Source organism: Neobacillus cucumis (assembly GCF_023715505.1).
The window spans coordinates 1-15309 of the sequence record NZ_JAMBOH010000003.1 but is presented as its reverse complement, the minus strand read 5'-3'; the positions used below and the strand labels follow the sequence as shown (position 1 = coordinate 15309).

General features: G+C 32.9%; 12 protein-coding genes. 9 read left to right on the top strand and 3 right to left on the bottom strand.

The genetic code is table 11. The annotated features are described in order from the left end of the window. Positions 1-12: 12 nt before the first annotated feature. Together M3226_RS05190 and M3226_RS05185 are read right to left on the bottom strand one after the other, a co-directional pair. Positions 13-741 (bottom strand): hypothetical protein, encoded by a 729-nt coding sequence (locus tag M3226_RS05190; RefSeq protein ID WP_251563276.1) that lies wholly within the window; start codon positions 739-741, stop codon positions 13-15. Between the two features lie 70 nt (positions 742-811). Continuing rightward, positions 812-1312 (bottom strand): transporter substrate-binding domain-containing protein, encoded by a 501-nt coding sequence (locus M3226_RS05185; RefSeq protein WP_251563274.1) that lies wholly within the window; start codon positions 1310-1312, stop codon positions 812-814. Positions 1313-1549: 237 nt separating this feature from the next. On the opposite strand from M3226_RS05185, the gene M3226_RS05180 reads away from it, so the two are divergent. Next, a complete protein-coding gene (locus M3226_RS05180) occupies positions 1550-2251 on the top strand; it encodes a hypothetical protein (RefSeq protein WP_251563272.1) in 702 nt (233 codons plus the stop codon). A 329-nt stretch (positions 2252-2580) separates the two neighbouring features. Here M3226_RS05180 and M3226_RS05175 read toward each other — a convergent pair whose 3' ends face one another. After that, the gene (locus tag M3226_RS05175) at positions 2581-3210 is read right to left on the bottom strand and encodes an isochorismatase family cysteine hydrolase (RefSeq protein ID WP_251563270.1); all 630 of its coding nucleotides are present in this window, start codon (positions 3208-3210) and stop codon (positions 2581-2583) included. A gap of 337 nt (positions 3211-3547) precedes the next feature. Here M3226_RS05175 and M3226_RS05170 point away from each other — a divergent pair, with 337 nt between their 5' ends. The 8 genes from M3226_RS05170 to M3226_RS05135 all read left to right on the top strand — a co-directional run bounded on the left by M3226_RS05170 (position 3548) and on the right by M3226_RS05135 (position 13442). Then, positions 3548-3850, top strand: a complete 303-nt coding sequence (locus tag M3226_RS05170) for a hypothetical protein (RefSeq protein WP_251563269.1) — start codon at positions 3548-3550, stop codon at positions 3848-3850. 268 nt (positions 3851-4118) lie between these two features. After that, positions 4119-4784, top strand: a complete 666-nt coding sequence (locus M3226_RS05165) for a DUF3885 domain-containing protein (protein ID WP_251563267.1) — start codon at positions 4119-4121, stop codon at positions 4782-4784. Positions 4785-5653: 869 nt separating this feature from the next. Next, complete coding sequence (locus M3226_RS05160) at positions 5654-6169, top strand: GrpB family protein (RefSeq protein ID WP_251563265.1); 516 nt, start codon at positions 5654-5656, stop codon at positions 6167-6169. Positions 6170-6594: 425 nt separating this feature from the next. Next, positions 6595-7251, top strand: coding sequence for a hypothetical protein (locus tag M3226_RS05155; RefSeq protein ID WP_251563263.1), 657 nt, complete (start codon positions 6595-6597; stop codon positions 7249-7251). A 1064-nt stretch (positions 7252-8315) separates the two neighbouring features. Continuing rightward, entirely contained in the window at positions 8316-8876 is a 561-nt protein-coding gene (locus M3226_RS05150; RefSeq protein WP_251563261.1) for a recombinase family protein, read from the top strand. A gap of 354 nt (positions 8877-9230) precedes the next feature. Further along, positions 9231-10298 (top strand): hypothetical protein, encoded by a 1068-nt coding sequence (locus tag M3226_RS05145; protein WP_251563259.1) that lies wholly within the window; start codon positions 9231-9233, stop codon positions 10296-10298. Positions 10299-12015: 1717 nt separating this feature from the next. Beyond that, a complete protein-coding gene (locus M3226_RS05140) occupies positions 12016-12636 on the top strand; it encodes a hypothetical protein (RefSeq protein WP_251563256.1) in 621 nt (206 codons plus the stop codon). A gap of 5 nt (positions 12637-12641) precedes the next feature. Beyond that, entirely contained in the window at positions 12642-13442 is an 801-nt protein-coding gene (locus M3226_RS05135; protein WP_251563255.1) for a phage holin family protein, read from the top strand. Positions 13443-15309 lie beyond the last annotated feature (1867 nt).

Genomic DNA, 15309 nt, shown 5'->3' with positions numbered 1-15309 from the left:
GGCCTCACCGATTCACTGGAATTTACCATACATAGTAATATTGTTAAGTATATCTTGTTTATCGCTAAAGTCCATTTGTTCTATTATATCGCTCTTTATCATCCAGTTTTGCAGTGGTTCTGGCATATTCATTCCTGGCTTTATTTGTGGAAATACTGTCATAAAAATAGTAAAGGGTGGTAATTGTTCTGGCTCCTTAGCCATTAATCCATCTACCTTTACGGAATCTTCAGGTAATGATTCTTTAATGATATGAGGTTTTGTTAAACCACTGAATTTCAAGTAATGCAGAAAATCAATCATTTCCATACGGGTGTCAATTCCAGACTTCGCTGTAATGGCAATAGACATATAGAAAAATAAATATGGTTTTTCAGGATTATATTTATGGCCATCCTTACTAACAAGAGCAGTTCTAATATTTGGGTCTATGCCTTTTAGATGATATTTTATTTCAGGTCTATTACCTTTGAAGTCATCGAATAAACGATTTTTACCAAAAATACGCTCAAATGCTTGTTTTTCAGAAGTAGCTTTTCGCATGCTCTCTATATCCTTAAATTGGTAAGTTTCGTTGTTATCAGTCCTATTTGCCTGTTCCTTTGTTGCCACACTTCCAACAACTTTATCTTCCACTGTCACAGTCGTTGTAGCCAGATTTTTGTAATGAAAATAACCATAAATCAACAATCCCGCTAAAACAATCACTAACCCTATTAGAATCCCCACAAGTTTTTTCAATGTCTTATTTCCCCTCATCCATCGCTTCGTCTCTTTTTTCTTCTTCATTCGCTTTCGATTTATTAATAAATTATTTTAAATGGTTTCGTTCTCCTAAATACTCAATTTGAAGTTCTTTCAGTTTTCCTGTTTCGTTAAATTTGGAAATCATATCGTTGAAAAAATTATAAAGATCTTCATCTGTTTTTCTGACCAACATAGAATAACTTTTTTCGGAATCTAATTGTTCCCCATTGCTACGGTAAATTACTTCTGTAAAATACGAATATGTAAGGGCAAATTCCTCTTTTTTATATGTTTGAACAATACCAGGTATAACACTAATATCACCACGCTCTAAGGCAATATTTATATCATTAAAAGTAGGCAATTCTTTAGTTTCAACTTTTATGTTGTTTTCCTTAGCCATCTCTTTTATTACCGCAAGGTTAAAATCTTGATATATCTTAACATCTGGTAATAAATCTCCTTGGATAGGAACCACAATTTTTTCTATGTTGTACTTAGGTTTTTCTTCCTTGTTCATTTTCACTAATTGATGAGCTTCTTTTCTCTTATCATTGGTTGTCATGTTGCTCTCTTTTATTGTTTGTGAGCTACAACCTACTATTAGACCGAAAACTATGGAAATGATTATTACAAGTGAATATCGGCTCAAATTAACACCCCTTTTTATCTATATTTTAACATAAACTATAATCAAAGGTTTGTAACTATTCTCTTATAAAAATAGGGCCCCTTATAGGCCGACCTTACCTTTTTTTGCAATAATGATATTATTACAGAGAGTTAATATTGGAGGAATATTATGTCGATAATGAAAAACGATCATCTTAAAAAGAAAATCATCAACTATAACATAATCCCATTAGAAGTAAGTTCTTTGAGTATATCTGATAAAATTCATTTAAACATAGATGCCATCGAAGACTTTTTGAAATTTGCTAGTGATACTGATTGTAAGTATGTCTATTACTATTATACTTACTATAATTTGGAAAACTATATAATCCCAGCAGACTACTACAATGAGTATTCTGGAGACTTTAAAACTGAAGTTCGCAAACATAATCAACACATCAAAACATTAAATTTCGACTCACCGAAGAGTTTGACTCTATTTGTTCTTCAAAATGGTACTTACGTGGGAGTGGTTCTAGATGACCCATGGATAGATAATCAAGGCATCAGCGTAGCAGTAGAAGCTATTGAAGAAATTGAGCATAAGTTCTATCGTGAAGTCAAGAAAATCAGTGACAACAAGAAAGTACAACAAAAAGAAAATGAAAATGAGTTGAGGGAGATTATCTTTAACGACCCTGAATTTAAACTTTGTAAAAATCAAGCACTTAGATATTCGTACTTGATAGAATTGCTTCAAAAAGAAGATATGATGAAATACGATTATTTGGTCCAACCCTATGGATATCACAAAGATGGCAATGTGAAGTGGTTTATGGATATAACCTGGGAACTCTTTAAAGAACGAGAACGAAAACAAAAAAAGTAATATTATTAGCGTTATTAAGCTAAAGGGGCTTTAGTAAAAAAAGGGATCGTTATCTACGCTCCCTTTTTCGTATGAGTAAACATAATCGCTTAATTGTTTACTCATAGCACAACATTGTGAAGAAATGTTCTTAAAGTAACTGGCAGTTTAGTTGAAGAATGGAAATGGCTCTTTTATGTTTGTGCCAAGCAAGAATAGCCCCCTCCGAACAGATTGGAGGGGGTTGTGCTATCTAAATTCATCCGTTATTCCAAGCTCTTATTCTGACCAAGTAACCACTTGGGGACAGTTCAGACAAGTTGTATAGGAAATTACCATTGGGGAATGATTTATAAGTTTGAAATAGCCTCCTGTGTCGTCCAAGTAGCACTGGCAAATGCTTTATAATTGGTAACGGCAGCTTGAAAATCCTCTTCACTAATTGTTGCGGTGGCATCGTATACAACAGCTGTTTCAAAACCAGTTTCGATTAGATGCCTCATATGGGACTCTACACAAACGTTGGAAAGCACCCCTGCAATAATTATCTTCTCTTTTCTATGTTGTCGTAACTGATATTCCAAGTCATTTGTTTGTGGGCTGGCAACCTTGTGAGGAGTTGCAATGACGGTTCTTCTATCAAAAATATAAGGTTTGAAAGAATGAACAAAATCAGCTCCAAATGACGGTGGTGTGTACGCATTTGCCACTTGATACATTCTAAGACCTAATAGCAACTTTTGTTCATTTCCTGTAAATTGCCAGCCATAATCATGAGGGTATAAATAATGGGGCGATATGAAAAGTTGGTATCCCTTATTGATGGCAGTTCTCATTAATAGTTCAAGTTTTTGTATGGTATTGTTTCGTTCAATAGTTCCTTTAGTCAGATGATAGCCTCTTCCCCCAGGACTCATAAAGTCATTTTGTGGGTCTGTGATTACAATAGCAGTATTATTGGGATGTGGTTTAAACGGCAAATTACTTACCTCCCTCGCAGCATAAGCTTGCGGAAATGTTTGTTACCTGTTCAGGAAAGATAGAGAAGTTGTTTTTTAAAAAAGTTCAGCATTGACACGACAGCCGCATCGAACAAGTACATAGTCATTAAAAACTCTATAGGCATCTATATGTATTTGTAGTTTGTTTAGTTCACTTTGTTATAGAAAATTAGTGTGCAACTTTGACGAATGTTTCCAGAAGGTACTTGTTAAGCTAACGAGTGCGTTAATTGAGAAGTAATGAACATTTTAAATGTCTAAATAACAAAAAGAAAAAACAAAATAAAATTAAAAAAGGAATTAAAAAATGAAAATAATGAAATTGATATGGGTTGCTTCAATCCTATTAGGCATATTATCAGGATGTTCCGAAGGACCTCCAATTGACCATACGGAAGATAAAATAGTAGATGCAACCGTGATTAAAAAAGAACATGGAGATACGCAAAAATGGGAAATAACTCTTCAATACAAAGATATTGTCGTTGTATATGGATATGACCATTCAGATTATTATGATCACGTAAAAGAAGGAGACAAAGTGCCTGTTACATATACCAAAGGCTATACAAAAGAAAACAAATTAGAAACACAAAGTATTGATCCAGTCCATCTTTAAAAAAATGAGTTGTTGCACTAACGGGTAGCTTGAGTAGAACAAGGGGTAGTTATGAATAAGTGTAGAATGGGGATGACTCAGGTTTGAGTTATCCCTTTTTTGGTTTTTGGAGCTGATGATTGAACGTGATTGAATTCAGTATTACAACATTACACAACGATTAATAAACTCGTCTTTTATTGTTTGCTTCAATAAGCTATATTGATTTGAAAGAATGTACTCAAGCTATCTGTGCAGGTTAGTGGAAAATGAAAGCGAGGATGGGTAAATGAACATAAAGGATTATCTTAATGAAAGGTTTTCAACTCTTGAATTAGTTCCAAGCATTTATTATCAATGGGACATCGGTATCCACTTTTCTCTTGCTGGGGAAATCTATCAATTTAAAAAAAATGATGGACTCAACCTTGAGCGTTTCCGTCTTGTATATAAGCAAACCTCCACACTTTTCAATGAATTGTTTGAACAAAATGATGACTTATTCCTTGTAACAAATGTGTATAAAAACAAAACAAAAGAGAAATCCACAAGAAAACTTAAGGTATACCAGCCGTTTCTAAAGTGCAAATGTCATTTGAATGGAATTCAGGTGAAAACTTATCCTTACCCTTTCGAGTTGGACGAAGCAGAAGAATACGAGATGCAACAATTTTCCTTATTATGCAAACGAGGAGACATACGGGTAAATGAAATACTAAAGGCAGCTTGTAATGAAGATTTTCCACTGAAGCCAAAGTTCGGAGGGTACTCCATCGATTATCCAGATGTATTCTTTGTGAACATCAAAAAAGACATTATTTTCTTTGTCTATGATGACCGAGGGTGCGAAGTCATAGCACGTGAAGCAGAACAAATACGCCCACTTTATGAGAAATACAACGATTGGGTAGAAGAAGTTGATAAAAAAAGAATAGAGCAAGGGTTAGGCGGATGAGGATTGTAATTGAGCATGCTTTCACCAATAAAACCTTATTAATAAAACTGTGATTTCATTAAGAGTAACTATCCCTATCCTCCCCCGCTGGTTTAGTTCAAAGCTAATTGAAAAAAGATGGTAGTTCTAAGTGGAACGAAGTGTCGTTTTGGCGACACTCTATTCCCGAACCAAAAAGCCGAGAAATTATATCCTCGACTTAATTAGTTGTGAGAGAAATACCTACTCTTATCAGCAAGTTAGTTAATAGTAAATTTACATAATATGTAATACAATAAAATTATAGTAAATTTGAATGCGATTATAAATGAAATATTTTACAAATAACACAAAAGTATCAATGTACAGGGGGGGGTATATACGATGCAAGCAATTGGAACTTTTATCCCAATAGTAGTGTGGGCATTAATAATTGGTGGATTAATATGGATGGTCTTAAGGGCAATTAAAAGAAGAAACTAAAAAAAGAGGCACAGAGTAATATCTCTATATCTTACCTTTGTCTAAAATTCAATTGTCTTTTTGATAAATGTTCTTTCTATCACAATCAAAATGAAAAACACCAACACTATTAAAGTAATGTATCTTGAGGTACTAGCAACATGATAGTATTCACTTGATTTACTTATTGGAATAATCCTGTAAAAATATATATCTAATAATCTGTAGTAATCCAAGATATGCAATCCGCAATCATGAATGAAAACAGGAATTTCATCCTACACTCAGAACTTTCATAGTTCATCATGGTCTTTTTCAATTACTACCTCAGTAACGCTACCGTCCCCAGTGTATATTGTAAACAATATGTCTTCGGTGAAAGTCGCACGTACGTTGTGAACAATGGGAAAGAAAGGAGAATTGATTCCTTGAGAAAAACTGAAATTGTCCCTTGGACAAATGATTGGGTAAATTCATACAAAAAGGAAGAGAAAATACTTAAGGACATATTTCTAAATGAATTGATTGAAATTCATCATATTGGAAGTACCTCTATACCAACTATAGGTTACGCAAAGCCAATAATTGATATTTTGATTGTTGTTAAGGATATTGAAAAAGTTGATTTATTCAACGATGAAATGCGGACATTGGGGTATGAACCGAGAGGAGAAAATGGGATTGCTGGGAGAAGGTATTTTCAAAAGGGTAAGGAAAAAAGAACCCATCATGTACATATCTATCAAGCTGGAAATGAAAAAATTAAGATACATTTAGATTTCAAGGTATACTTAATTAATTTCCCAGAGGATGCCAAAAGTTATGGGGAATTAAAGATAAAATTAGCGAGGCAGTTTCCTGACGAACATCACAAGTATCAATATGGAAAGCAACAGTTTGTTAATGAATTAGTCAATAAAGTGAAAGAATGGGCATGGAAGTAGATGATTTTCTTATTATAGTAACGAACAGCTGCGTTTCTGCATCAAGCAGGAACGCTTTTTTGTGTTGTGCTAACGGACAGTTTGCAGAATAGTAAGAACCATAATACTCACCTTCATAGAGGCTCTGAATGGCTCTTGGTGGCGGTTTAAGCGGTCTCCTCCTACTTATTTCCTCTTCCCTTTCATTTTCACTTTATAATTAACATAGGATAGAATCTGATAGCATGATGTAAGCCTACTGTGGAGTTCCGTGTTTATTGTGTCTTTCATATTGATTGTGAAAGAATGTACTTAAACTATCGAAGCAGTTTAGTTGAACAAGGGATTAAAAAAGGAGCTAAATATTAGCCACTTTTTTCCTCTATTATTCGCCTAATACTTGATCTAAAATTGATGATGGCAAAAGAAATAATGGGGGAATTTATATGAAACTAAAAATTGTAGGTCCAGCAGTGGCGTTGCTTTTACTTGTCGGTGGCGTTGGTGTTAGTGCAGAAACTGATTCAAACAATGGAATCCCGGAGCAATTAGCCGATTTAAAAACAACCGTCTCTAATTTGGTGAATGAGGTTACAAACCTTCTTCCACTTAAAGACGATGTAAAATCTGTTAAAGACGAATTAGCTAATGCTAATACAACCATTTCCGAACAACAGACCGAAATTGATTCACTCAAAAAGGAATTTGCAGATCTGAAATCTTCCTCATCCAGTTCTGTAGAGACGATTACGCCAGAGGAAAAGGCTTCTATTCTCAAAGTGGTTAAAAATAATATTGGTAATTTTACTACCCACTACGTGTATGATCCGATTAATCCCGATCCGAATAATGAAACTATAGTAAATATTAAAGTAGTTAAATACGATATTAAGGAAATTGCCGGGAAAGAAGTATTACAAATTTTTACCGAAGGAAATTACGACTGGACTTCAGCAGCCTCTGGCCAAAATGATGGACCTGGCTTTTCGTTTGCTCGGAATTTCATTTTTAACTGTGACCCTATTTTTAAAACATTGGGTGTTAATTTAGATTATGAATTTTATCAAAATGGAGAAAAGGTTACGCCAACTGTTGCTCAATAATTAAAAAAAAACGATTGGAAGTGTGGAGCTAAAAGCTTAATGCTTCCTTTTTTTTATTTCATCTCCTAATTAAATAGAAATGGGCTTTTGTATAATTAGGGTGAGATAAATTAAAGCTAATTAGGTTCCTCAACTAACAGGTGCTTGTGCGGCCGAGCATAGGTCGTATCATATAGCGGGTGGGATTCCCGTCGAGTAAGAACTAGCCATTCGCTCGTAGCGAGTCTTGGAGGGCTAAAGGTAACTTTAGTCTTTAAGCGTAGACAGTTAGGTGGCGGGCCGAAAGCCAAATGGTTAATGGGATTGAGCTCCATAATGTTAGTAAATCGAGAGGGCTGATGCCTTAAGCACAGCAGAAAGCTACATTTATCTTTCGTTAAAGGCAAGAAGGATAAAACCTCTCTGGAGTCAGAGACCTTGGCACGTTATACATTGATATGATACGGCAACTCGGGAGACCCTACCGGTCTTTTCTTTTTTTTTAGAAGAGTATGGTGTACAAGCGATAACAAGCAAGGAAACCAAATGCCGATGTAGGGAGTCGGATAGCAGCGTAGTACCAATGAAGTTGTGTAATGCCGACGGAGGAAAGGGTAGCTACCAGTTATCACCCTTACTAGGGACACATTTACTACACACAGAGGTAGGGATAATAAATGGAAACAAAACTACTAAGGATAGCAGAATTAGCAAAATCTCAATCTAAGAGATTAGCTACATTTTGTGAATGGTAACTAGGAGGAGCTGTGTGTGCATTAATAGTGCAAGCTCGGTTCTCTGAGGGGGGAGGAGTACAATTTACCGCAAGGTAAAAGAGGCTCCCTTCTACTCGACTTATTGAATAAGAAACTTTCACTTCTTTTTTAGTGGGAGTTTTTTATTTTTGTATCAAAAACGAAGGTTAATGATACATGTTGTGATCTACAATTTATGATCCGATTATCACTGGTTTTTATCCTATATAATGTATCAAAACTTATATCAAAATCTATGTATCAAAACTGTTCTTAATAAAACGTTTTTGATATAATGATAATAACAAATCATAAAGGGAATGGGTGCTTATGATATTCGCTTACGCTAGGGTAAGTACACAAGATCAGAATTTAGAGATGCAGTTAGATACTTTTTCAAAGTATGGAGTAGATGAAATATTTCAAGAAAAAATAAGTGGTGCTAAAAAGGATAGACCACAATTAGAAAAAATGATTGGTAAATTGAGGAAGGGTGATAAGGTAGTTGTTTATAAGTTAGATCGTATCAGCAGAAGCACCAAACATTTAATTGAACTGTCAGAACTTTTTGCAGAAAAAGAAGTTGATTTTGTTTCCATTCAAGATCAGATTGATACAAGTACACCAATGGGTAGATTCTTTTTTCGTACAATGGCGAGCATTGCTGAACTTGAAAGGGATATTATCAGAGATAGAACGAAGGCAGGACTTGAATCAGCAAGAGCTAGAGGGCGAGTTGGCGGTAGACCAAAAGCGGATAAAAAGGACGTTGAAAAAGCATTGAAGTTATATGATAGTCAAACAATGACAGTAGATGAAATAGTGGATATGACTGGAGTTTCAAGAGCAACAATATATAGAGCAGTGAAAGAACGTAAACAACAGGCGTAAAGGGTAATCAATTGATTACTCTTTTTTAAATGCTATTTAGAACCACAAACAGCCCCAATTAAAAGAGATAAAACAATCTAAATACCATTTTTCAAGGCTATTAGAATCAAGTACTAGACACCTTAGAGTTCAATTTAAAATGGGGGTGGTTTTTGCCAGAAATGTGGAATTTTATAGAAAATTAAGGCATAGCAATAGGAGCCTCGGCTTTTGTTGGATTTCAATTCGATGCTTTGCTCTGCCTTTTAAACATAAGTTACATAGAGCATTTGATTTTCCGTTAAAATGTTTGATTCCTGAACTTATGGTAAAATTTATCTATATTACATTATTCTTATAGAAGAGGTGATTTTTATGAAGTTTTATTTTAGTTCAATGTATCTGAAGGAAAAAATTGAGTCCATAGAAGACGTAATTAATAAATTAGAACCGGATGTAATTCAATTGCATCTTGATTCTAATATTTGTATATATCTTAGAGAGTTTTATAGAGAGCCCAGTAAAACGGTATCCGATGCGGTTCTATGGAATGAATTGAAAAACCTTCTCAAACATATTAAACAATACGACATAGAAGTTGATTTCACATTAGGGGTGGAAGAGTCTTGTAGAAACCTTAATAATTTTGAAATCAACGAAGATAAGGCAAAGGAGGCATTAAATAATATAGGTGCTTTATTAGATATGGATTTTCTACAAATAATTGAACATAGTAAGTTAATTCAGTTCTCAGAACCTGTAAAAGATACATCACAACGACAATCATCTAAAATGGCTAGTCTAAACCAACCAAGTTCATTTCAGAATTTGATGTTTCTTAGTTATGCTTGTTTACTTAAACTTTATTTAATTTATAACGATACTACAGAACCTTCAAATTCCAAAAAAATGATTAATTATTTGGATTTTCTTTCCAATGAATTGGATTTGATGAGTGTAGCTCATGTAAGTTATGGACATTTGTTATTAAGTGGTTATCCTAGGGCGAAAGATTTAATTCATCCAAGAAAGAAAACGATTGAACACATTATTCATGGAATTTGGAATGCTTCAATTGACCTTTCTTTCCCTACTTTAGTAAGCGGAACACTTATTTCGGATAAAAAAGTTTCAGTGTTTGTAACAAGAGATGAGTTACTATGGAAGATATTTGATTCTATGAAATTAAGGTTTATGTTTACAAATGGTGATAAATCTGTTTATCCACCTATGGTAGAATTAGATTATTCTAATTTTAAATGGAGTGAAGATGAGATAGATGAAATACATAAATATCACTCTAAAATTCAAGAAGAACGTAGATATAAATTTATTCTAGCACCTGAAAGTAATGAAGCAAGATTAGATAGGTTGAGGAGGTTATGTTTTACTCTTGAAAATAATGTAAAAAATTATTTGAAAGAACAAAAAGGGCTTAACTAAGAATTAGTGCTTGTAAATTTATTGCGGTCACCCAAGTGATTACCCTTTGCCCTGCAACCGCTATGCCTTCTGCTTGTCTCGTTTTGACATTAATCCTCTCTTTGTATCTTAAATGTTATTTATCAGAAATTAGGGAAACTGAAGCAACATTGTAGAGGGTAGTCATTGACTATCCTTTTTTAAATGGAATTAAAAAATTATTTTAAGCCTAATTAAGTCCATATGTTGTATATGTAGATTTAATTTAAGAAATACGAATGAAGCGGTAGACCACATAGAATGATTCTATTAGTAATTGTAAATGATAAAAGGAAAATTTTATCTTTGAGGTGGAGGGGGCACGATTTCACCATTTGAAACTTCCTAAATTCTCATATAGGGTGTAGCTGTTACGCCCCTCCACTTAGGTTATATTTTTAAAATGAGCTTTATTGACAGGAGAAATTAACACTATGCCCTCAATATACCAAACAATTATGGGTAAGAAACGTGAAAGTTGCTGTTTTCGGCAATTCACTATTTGAGTGTTGTGAGCAAAACAAATATTTTGCAAAATGGAGAGTTTAAAATTCATGGGAATAATATAGAAAAGGATGGCTTTGGAGTTCTGGGAGCAAATAAAAGGGGAGATGCCAGTTGAAGTGAAGCTGGTGAAAGTTTTTGTTTGAATGTGAAGACATAATAAATTAGTAGAAAGACATCAAGGGGATCTTAAATGACTACCTCTTTTTTTGCCCTAAGATATACACAATTACTAAATTAAAACGCTCCTTAATGCTATATGATTTACTTATAACTTTGGGAGGTGCTTTGAATCATTCGCTATATTCCTTTAAAAAGGAAATGATACTTCAAATGACGAATACTATATATTAGGAGGTGTTATATGAGTACATATCAGCTAGAAAATAAACATGCGAGAATTTGTATTGTTTTTGATTGTGTTGAAATTCTAATAAAATTTTACCATTAATAGTAACAATCATTCACATTTACATACAAAACAATTTACAGAATTGAATGGATATATTATAGATAGTTTTGATAAAAAAACTAATCATCTTGAGAGAAGATGGATAAAATAACGAAATTTATCTATGAACATTTAATAAGATTGATAATATCTTCTTTAAAGGAACTTGAATTGATAAAGGATTTCAAAGATATAGATATTAGAGGTTATGTTAATTTACCCTTCTTCCTTTCTGAATTAACTGATACTTAATAGAACTATATAAATTTGATCTCCCTACTATATCTTTATTGTAACTTCAATAATTGCCACGTAATATATTTATAGGACCATTATACCTATACAAGTATGCTTTTGAGTAGATAAGTAATTACCTATATAGGCTTTCCTATTCTGACAAAGTTGTTCCACCACATTAGATAGTATTGTTTCGTTACCACTTTACCGTCTATTTACTTTATTGGTTTACCTTCCAACCATAACTCTTATGTAACGTTTTCTAATACCCTAATTCTCAAGTACAATCAAACTCAATTATTGTTATTTCCCTTAAACGGGTGATTATGATGTTAGACAGCTATCTGAAACAATTAAATATTATATAAAAACACAAATGTAGTGAATTGGGAATAACTTATTGTTCTTTAATCAATATGATTATTATTTATCTACTAAAAATAATAGTTAATTCATTCAAAAATTACCTCAAATGTATTATTATAGAATTAACAGGAGGAATTTACTATGTCTACAAAGCTTATACCATTGTTTTTAGAGATCAACATTTCATTTACTAAAGAATTAACACATTTCCTAGACAATAAACAGTTGGATCTAAAGAAAAGATTTAAATTTGAAGAAATAGAAATAAAAAATAACGTGGCAAAATTTAAGAATGGTTTTCCCATTATATCTTTGGTGATTAAAGACATGAGACTAGAGATTATATCTATATTTAGGGACAGAGAAGAAGCATATTCAGAAATTTTAAATGTTCTGAAAGTTATGAATTTTGCAGAGGATGATAAGTTAACGATTTTAAAATTTCGATTAATTTCCATATTAAACTTTGATAACGAACAATCACTACATAATTTTTTCATAAGTAGTCCAGAACCACTAGGTGAAATCATGGAATCAAGCTTAAAATTTCAATTACTAAGGGATTTAAAAAAAATAATGTATCAATTTGAATTTCAGTCTGATGGGCAAGCTAATTTTGCAAATATCAGTCTTGAAACACCTAATGAAGTCAACATAAAGAATTTTATGGTTTCTTGTCAGGAGTCTGAAAGTATATTAAGGGACAGTATGGATAGTTTCTTGACAACCAGAAATCTTCCTGTCAGTTTCATTGGGGGGTAGATATAATGACTTTGACTAGTAAAGATTATCTTTGCTTATTAGAAAATAATACTGCTGAAGACAAAGTAAATGAGGAAATTGAAGAATGTATTGCAGAGGCATTGGATTCTACTCGGAAACTTTACTGGAAGATCCAAGAGGCAAAGGAGAAAAACTTTAGCACAAGAAATGAATATCTTGGAGTGTTAGAAACTGCATTGAAATACGGAGAATTTGCCAGTTTAGAGTTAGGTTTTAATGGGTATAAAGATACTAAAAATACTATGTCATCATTTGCACGTTGGATGCATAAAATATTTAAACCTAATCCTAAGGCGGGATATAAAATGAAGCCATTATTTACTGCCCTACCATTAGTACGAATTGAGGATATAAAAAACCAATGGGGAAATTTTATTGAAGTTCATACCGTTAAAGCTGCATTTGCTGTGTTAACCGCAGTTTTTACACTTTTATTTGGCAGTTTTAATATCCTATCTTATGTCCTAATTTTTATGACAGTTGGTCATACTTTAATGAGGATGTTAGCGAATAAAAATAAAAATCAAGACGATTATATAGCAGTTTCAAGAAATATCCAATTATTCTTATGGCCTTATTTTATGTTAGCATTGGGAAACACATTAAGTTATGTTATTTCATTTGATGGATTCCCAGAAGGGACATTTCTTTCTTTTTTTGCAGGTTGGATAATTTGGGGTGAAATAAAAGGTCTTGTAGAAAATGCTGAAATAGCAGGTTTTGATTTTCCGCCTGCTTTGAAAAAATTGTTAAAAAAATCAGATGACGATGATTTACCTCTTTAATTAGATCCCTCAGTGTCCAGATAATAATTGAAATTTGAATTAACAAAAACACCTCACTAATTAAAAATGTTAGTGGGGTTTCTGTGCTAATTTATTTAAAACCTAAAGTTTAGGCACTTTCTGCTGTTTCTTGTTTATCCCTCTTTAAATAATTTTAATTAACATTCCTCATCCTCTTTATGCTTTTCTTTATTTTTATATCTGATTATAAAACTCAAATTTTCCAACATTATTTGGAAGAACTTTATCATATTTGTATACAATTTCATTTTGTTAATCATATGCAAACTGATATTCAATTAAGCCTTTCAAGGTCTCTTGGTCATCTTATAATAACTACTTTACTAATTCTTGTTTTAAAATTGTATATTACCATCTTTTAATTAAAGTCAAAGTTTCTTTAATGCTACTTATCCCGAATACGTATTGAGAAAAAGGATTTCCAAGTCTGATAAGCTACAAAGTATGATTATAGGAATTAATTTGTTCTTGTTGTTATTAATAGATAGGTATGCTATTTCTAGTGATTGATTTAGAAAAATACAAGTGATATTTTATTGATAAAACTGATTTTAAGTTGATTAGACGGGATTTGAGTGTCTTTACTAACTTAACAAAGTCGTAAAATCCCTCTCATTCTTCAAAACTGCTTGAGACCTGCGTGCTAGGTCTGGTGGGTTCGATTCCCACGCAGGGGGTTGCTGTTATGCCCGTCCAATCTACTTTTTTTCAAATGAGCTTATTGACAGAGGAGAAAAACATATTATAACCTCAGTCTACTAATTTGTATGGTTTAGGGGAAGCAACATGAAAACTATGTGATCACAATTCACTATTTGCTGTCAATAGTAAAACACATGTCTGGCAAAAAGGAGAATTTAAGAACCGAGGGGAGCAAATTAAAGGGAGTTGCCAGTTGAAGTGAAGCTTGATGAAAGTTTAGTTTGATGGGGAAGGCATAACGGATCTAGTACAAGGGGAGCAGAATTGAGCTTCTCTTTTTTTGTCGTTAAATATACATATTATCAGTAATTAAAACGCTTCCCAAAAGCGAAACAAGGGAATATATATACTTTCTTGATGAAATTAGAGAACATGATATACCAATCTCGCTTTTTAACACCATTGTTGGGTATTCAAATAATTATTTGGTTCAGGTTTTACAGTTCTGGATAAGGACAAGAGTAACGCTCTATTAAGCTACTTTGATCTTGAAAGTGAAACTGCTATTCAACCAGTAAGTAACGATGAGTATAGGAAAATTGTTGAAAGCTTCGATTTAGATACTTTAGATATTGAGGGTAAATCCAAAAGTAGAGCTGAACAGAGTTTTCTAAGAAAAGCACTCTTTGGGAATAAAACAATTGATAGATGTGGGATTTGTGGTAAGGAATTTCCAATTTCTTTCTTGATTGCGTCTCACATTAAGAAAAGATCTTTCTGTACAAATGAAGAAAAGCTGGATTATAAAAATATTGTAATGCCTATGTGTAAGTTTCGTTGTGATGATCTTTTCGAAAAGGGTTATATATCAGTTATTAATGGTGAAATAAAAGTAAATAAAAAAACGGTCACCGATCCATTAGAAATTTATCTCGATTCCATAAAGGGATTAAATTGTAAGTATTGGTCAGATGCAACAAAAATATATTTTGAATGGCATAATAACCACCATTCCAACTACAATTAAGGTGGACGGATTAAAACAAACCTTTAGATTATGAATTTACCAGAATGTATCTTATTAGCCCCAAAATGAACTTGGACAGTAAGAGTAAAATTTATTATACTGCTTAATGTACCAAGGAGGTTGACATCATGAAACGCACAAAACATTCCAAAGAGTTTAAATTACAAGTCATCAAAG

Coding starts and splice junctions, on each gene's coding strand:
- M3226_RS05185 (WP_251563274.1), bottom strand. CDS start 1,312: ATGACAACCAATGATAAGAGAAAAGAAGCTCATCAATTAGTGAAAATG.
- M3226_RS05180 (WP_251563272.1), top strand. CDS start 1,550: ATGTCGATAATGAAAAACGATCATCTTAAAAAGAAAATCATCAACTAT.
- M3226_RS05170 (WP_251563269.1), top strand. CDS start 3,548: ATGAAATTGATATGGGTTGCTTCAATCCTATTAGGCATATTATCAGGA.
- M3226_RS05165 (WP_251563267.1), top strand. CDS start 4,119: ATGAACATAAAGGATTATCTTAATGAAAGGTTTTCAACTCTTGAATTA.
- M3226_RS05155 (WP_251563263.1), top strand. CDS start 6,595: ATGAAACTAAAAATTGTAGGTCCAGCAGTGGCGTTGCTTTTACTTGTC.
- M3226_RS05150 (WP_251563261.1), top strand. CDS start 8,316: ATGATATTCGCTTACGCTAGGGTAAGTACACAAGATCAGAATTTAGAG.
- M3226_RS05145 (WP_251563259.1), top strand. CDS start 9,231: ATGAAGTTTTATTTTAGTTCAATGTATCTGAAGGAAAAAATTGAGTCC.
- M3226_RS05140 (WP_251563256.1), top strand. CDS start 12,016: ATGTCTACAAAGCTTATACCATTGTTTTTAGAGATCAACATTTCATTT.
- M3226_RS05135 (WP_251563255.1), top strand. CDS start 12,642: ATGACTTTGACTAGTAAAGATTATCTTTGCTTATTAGAAAATAATACT.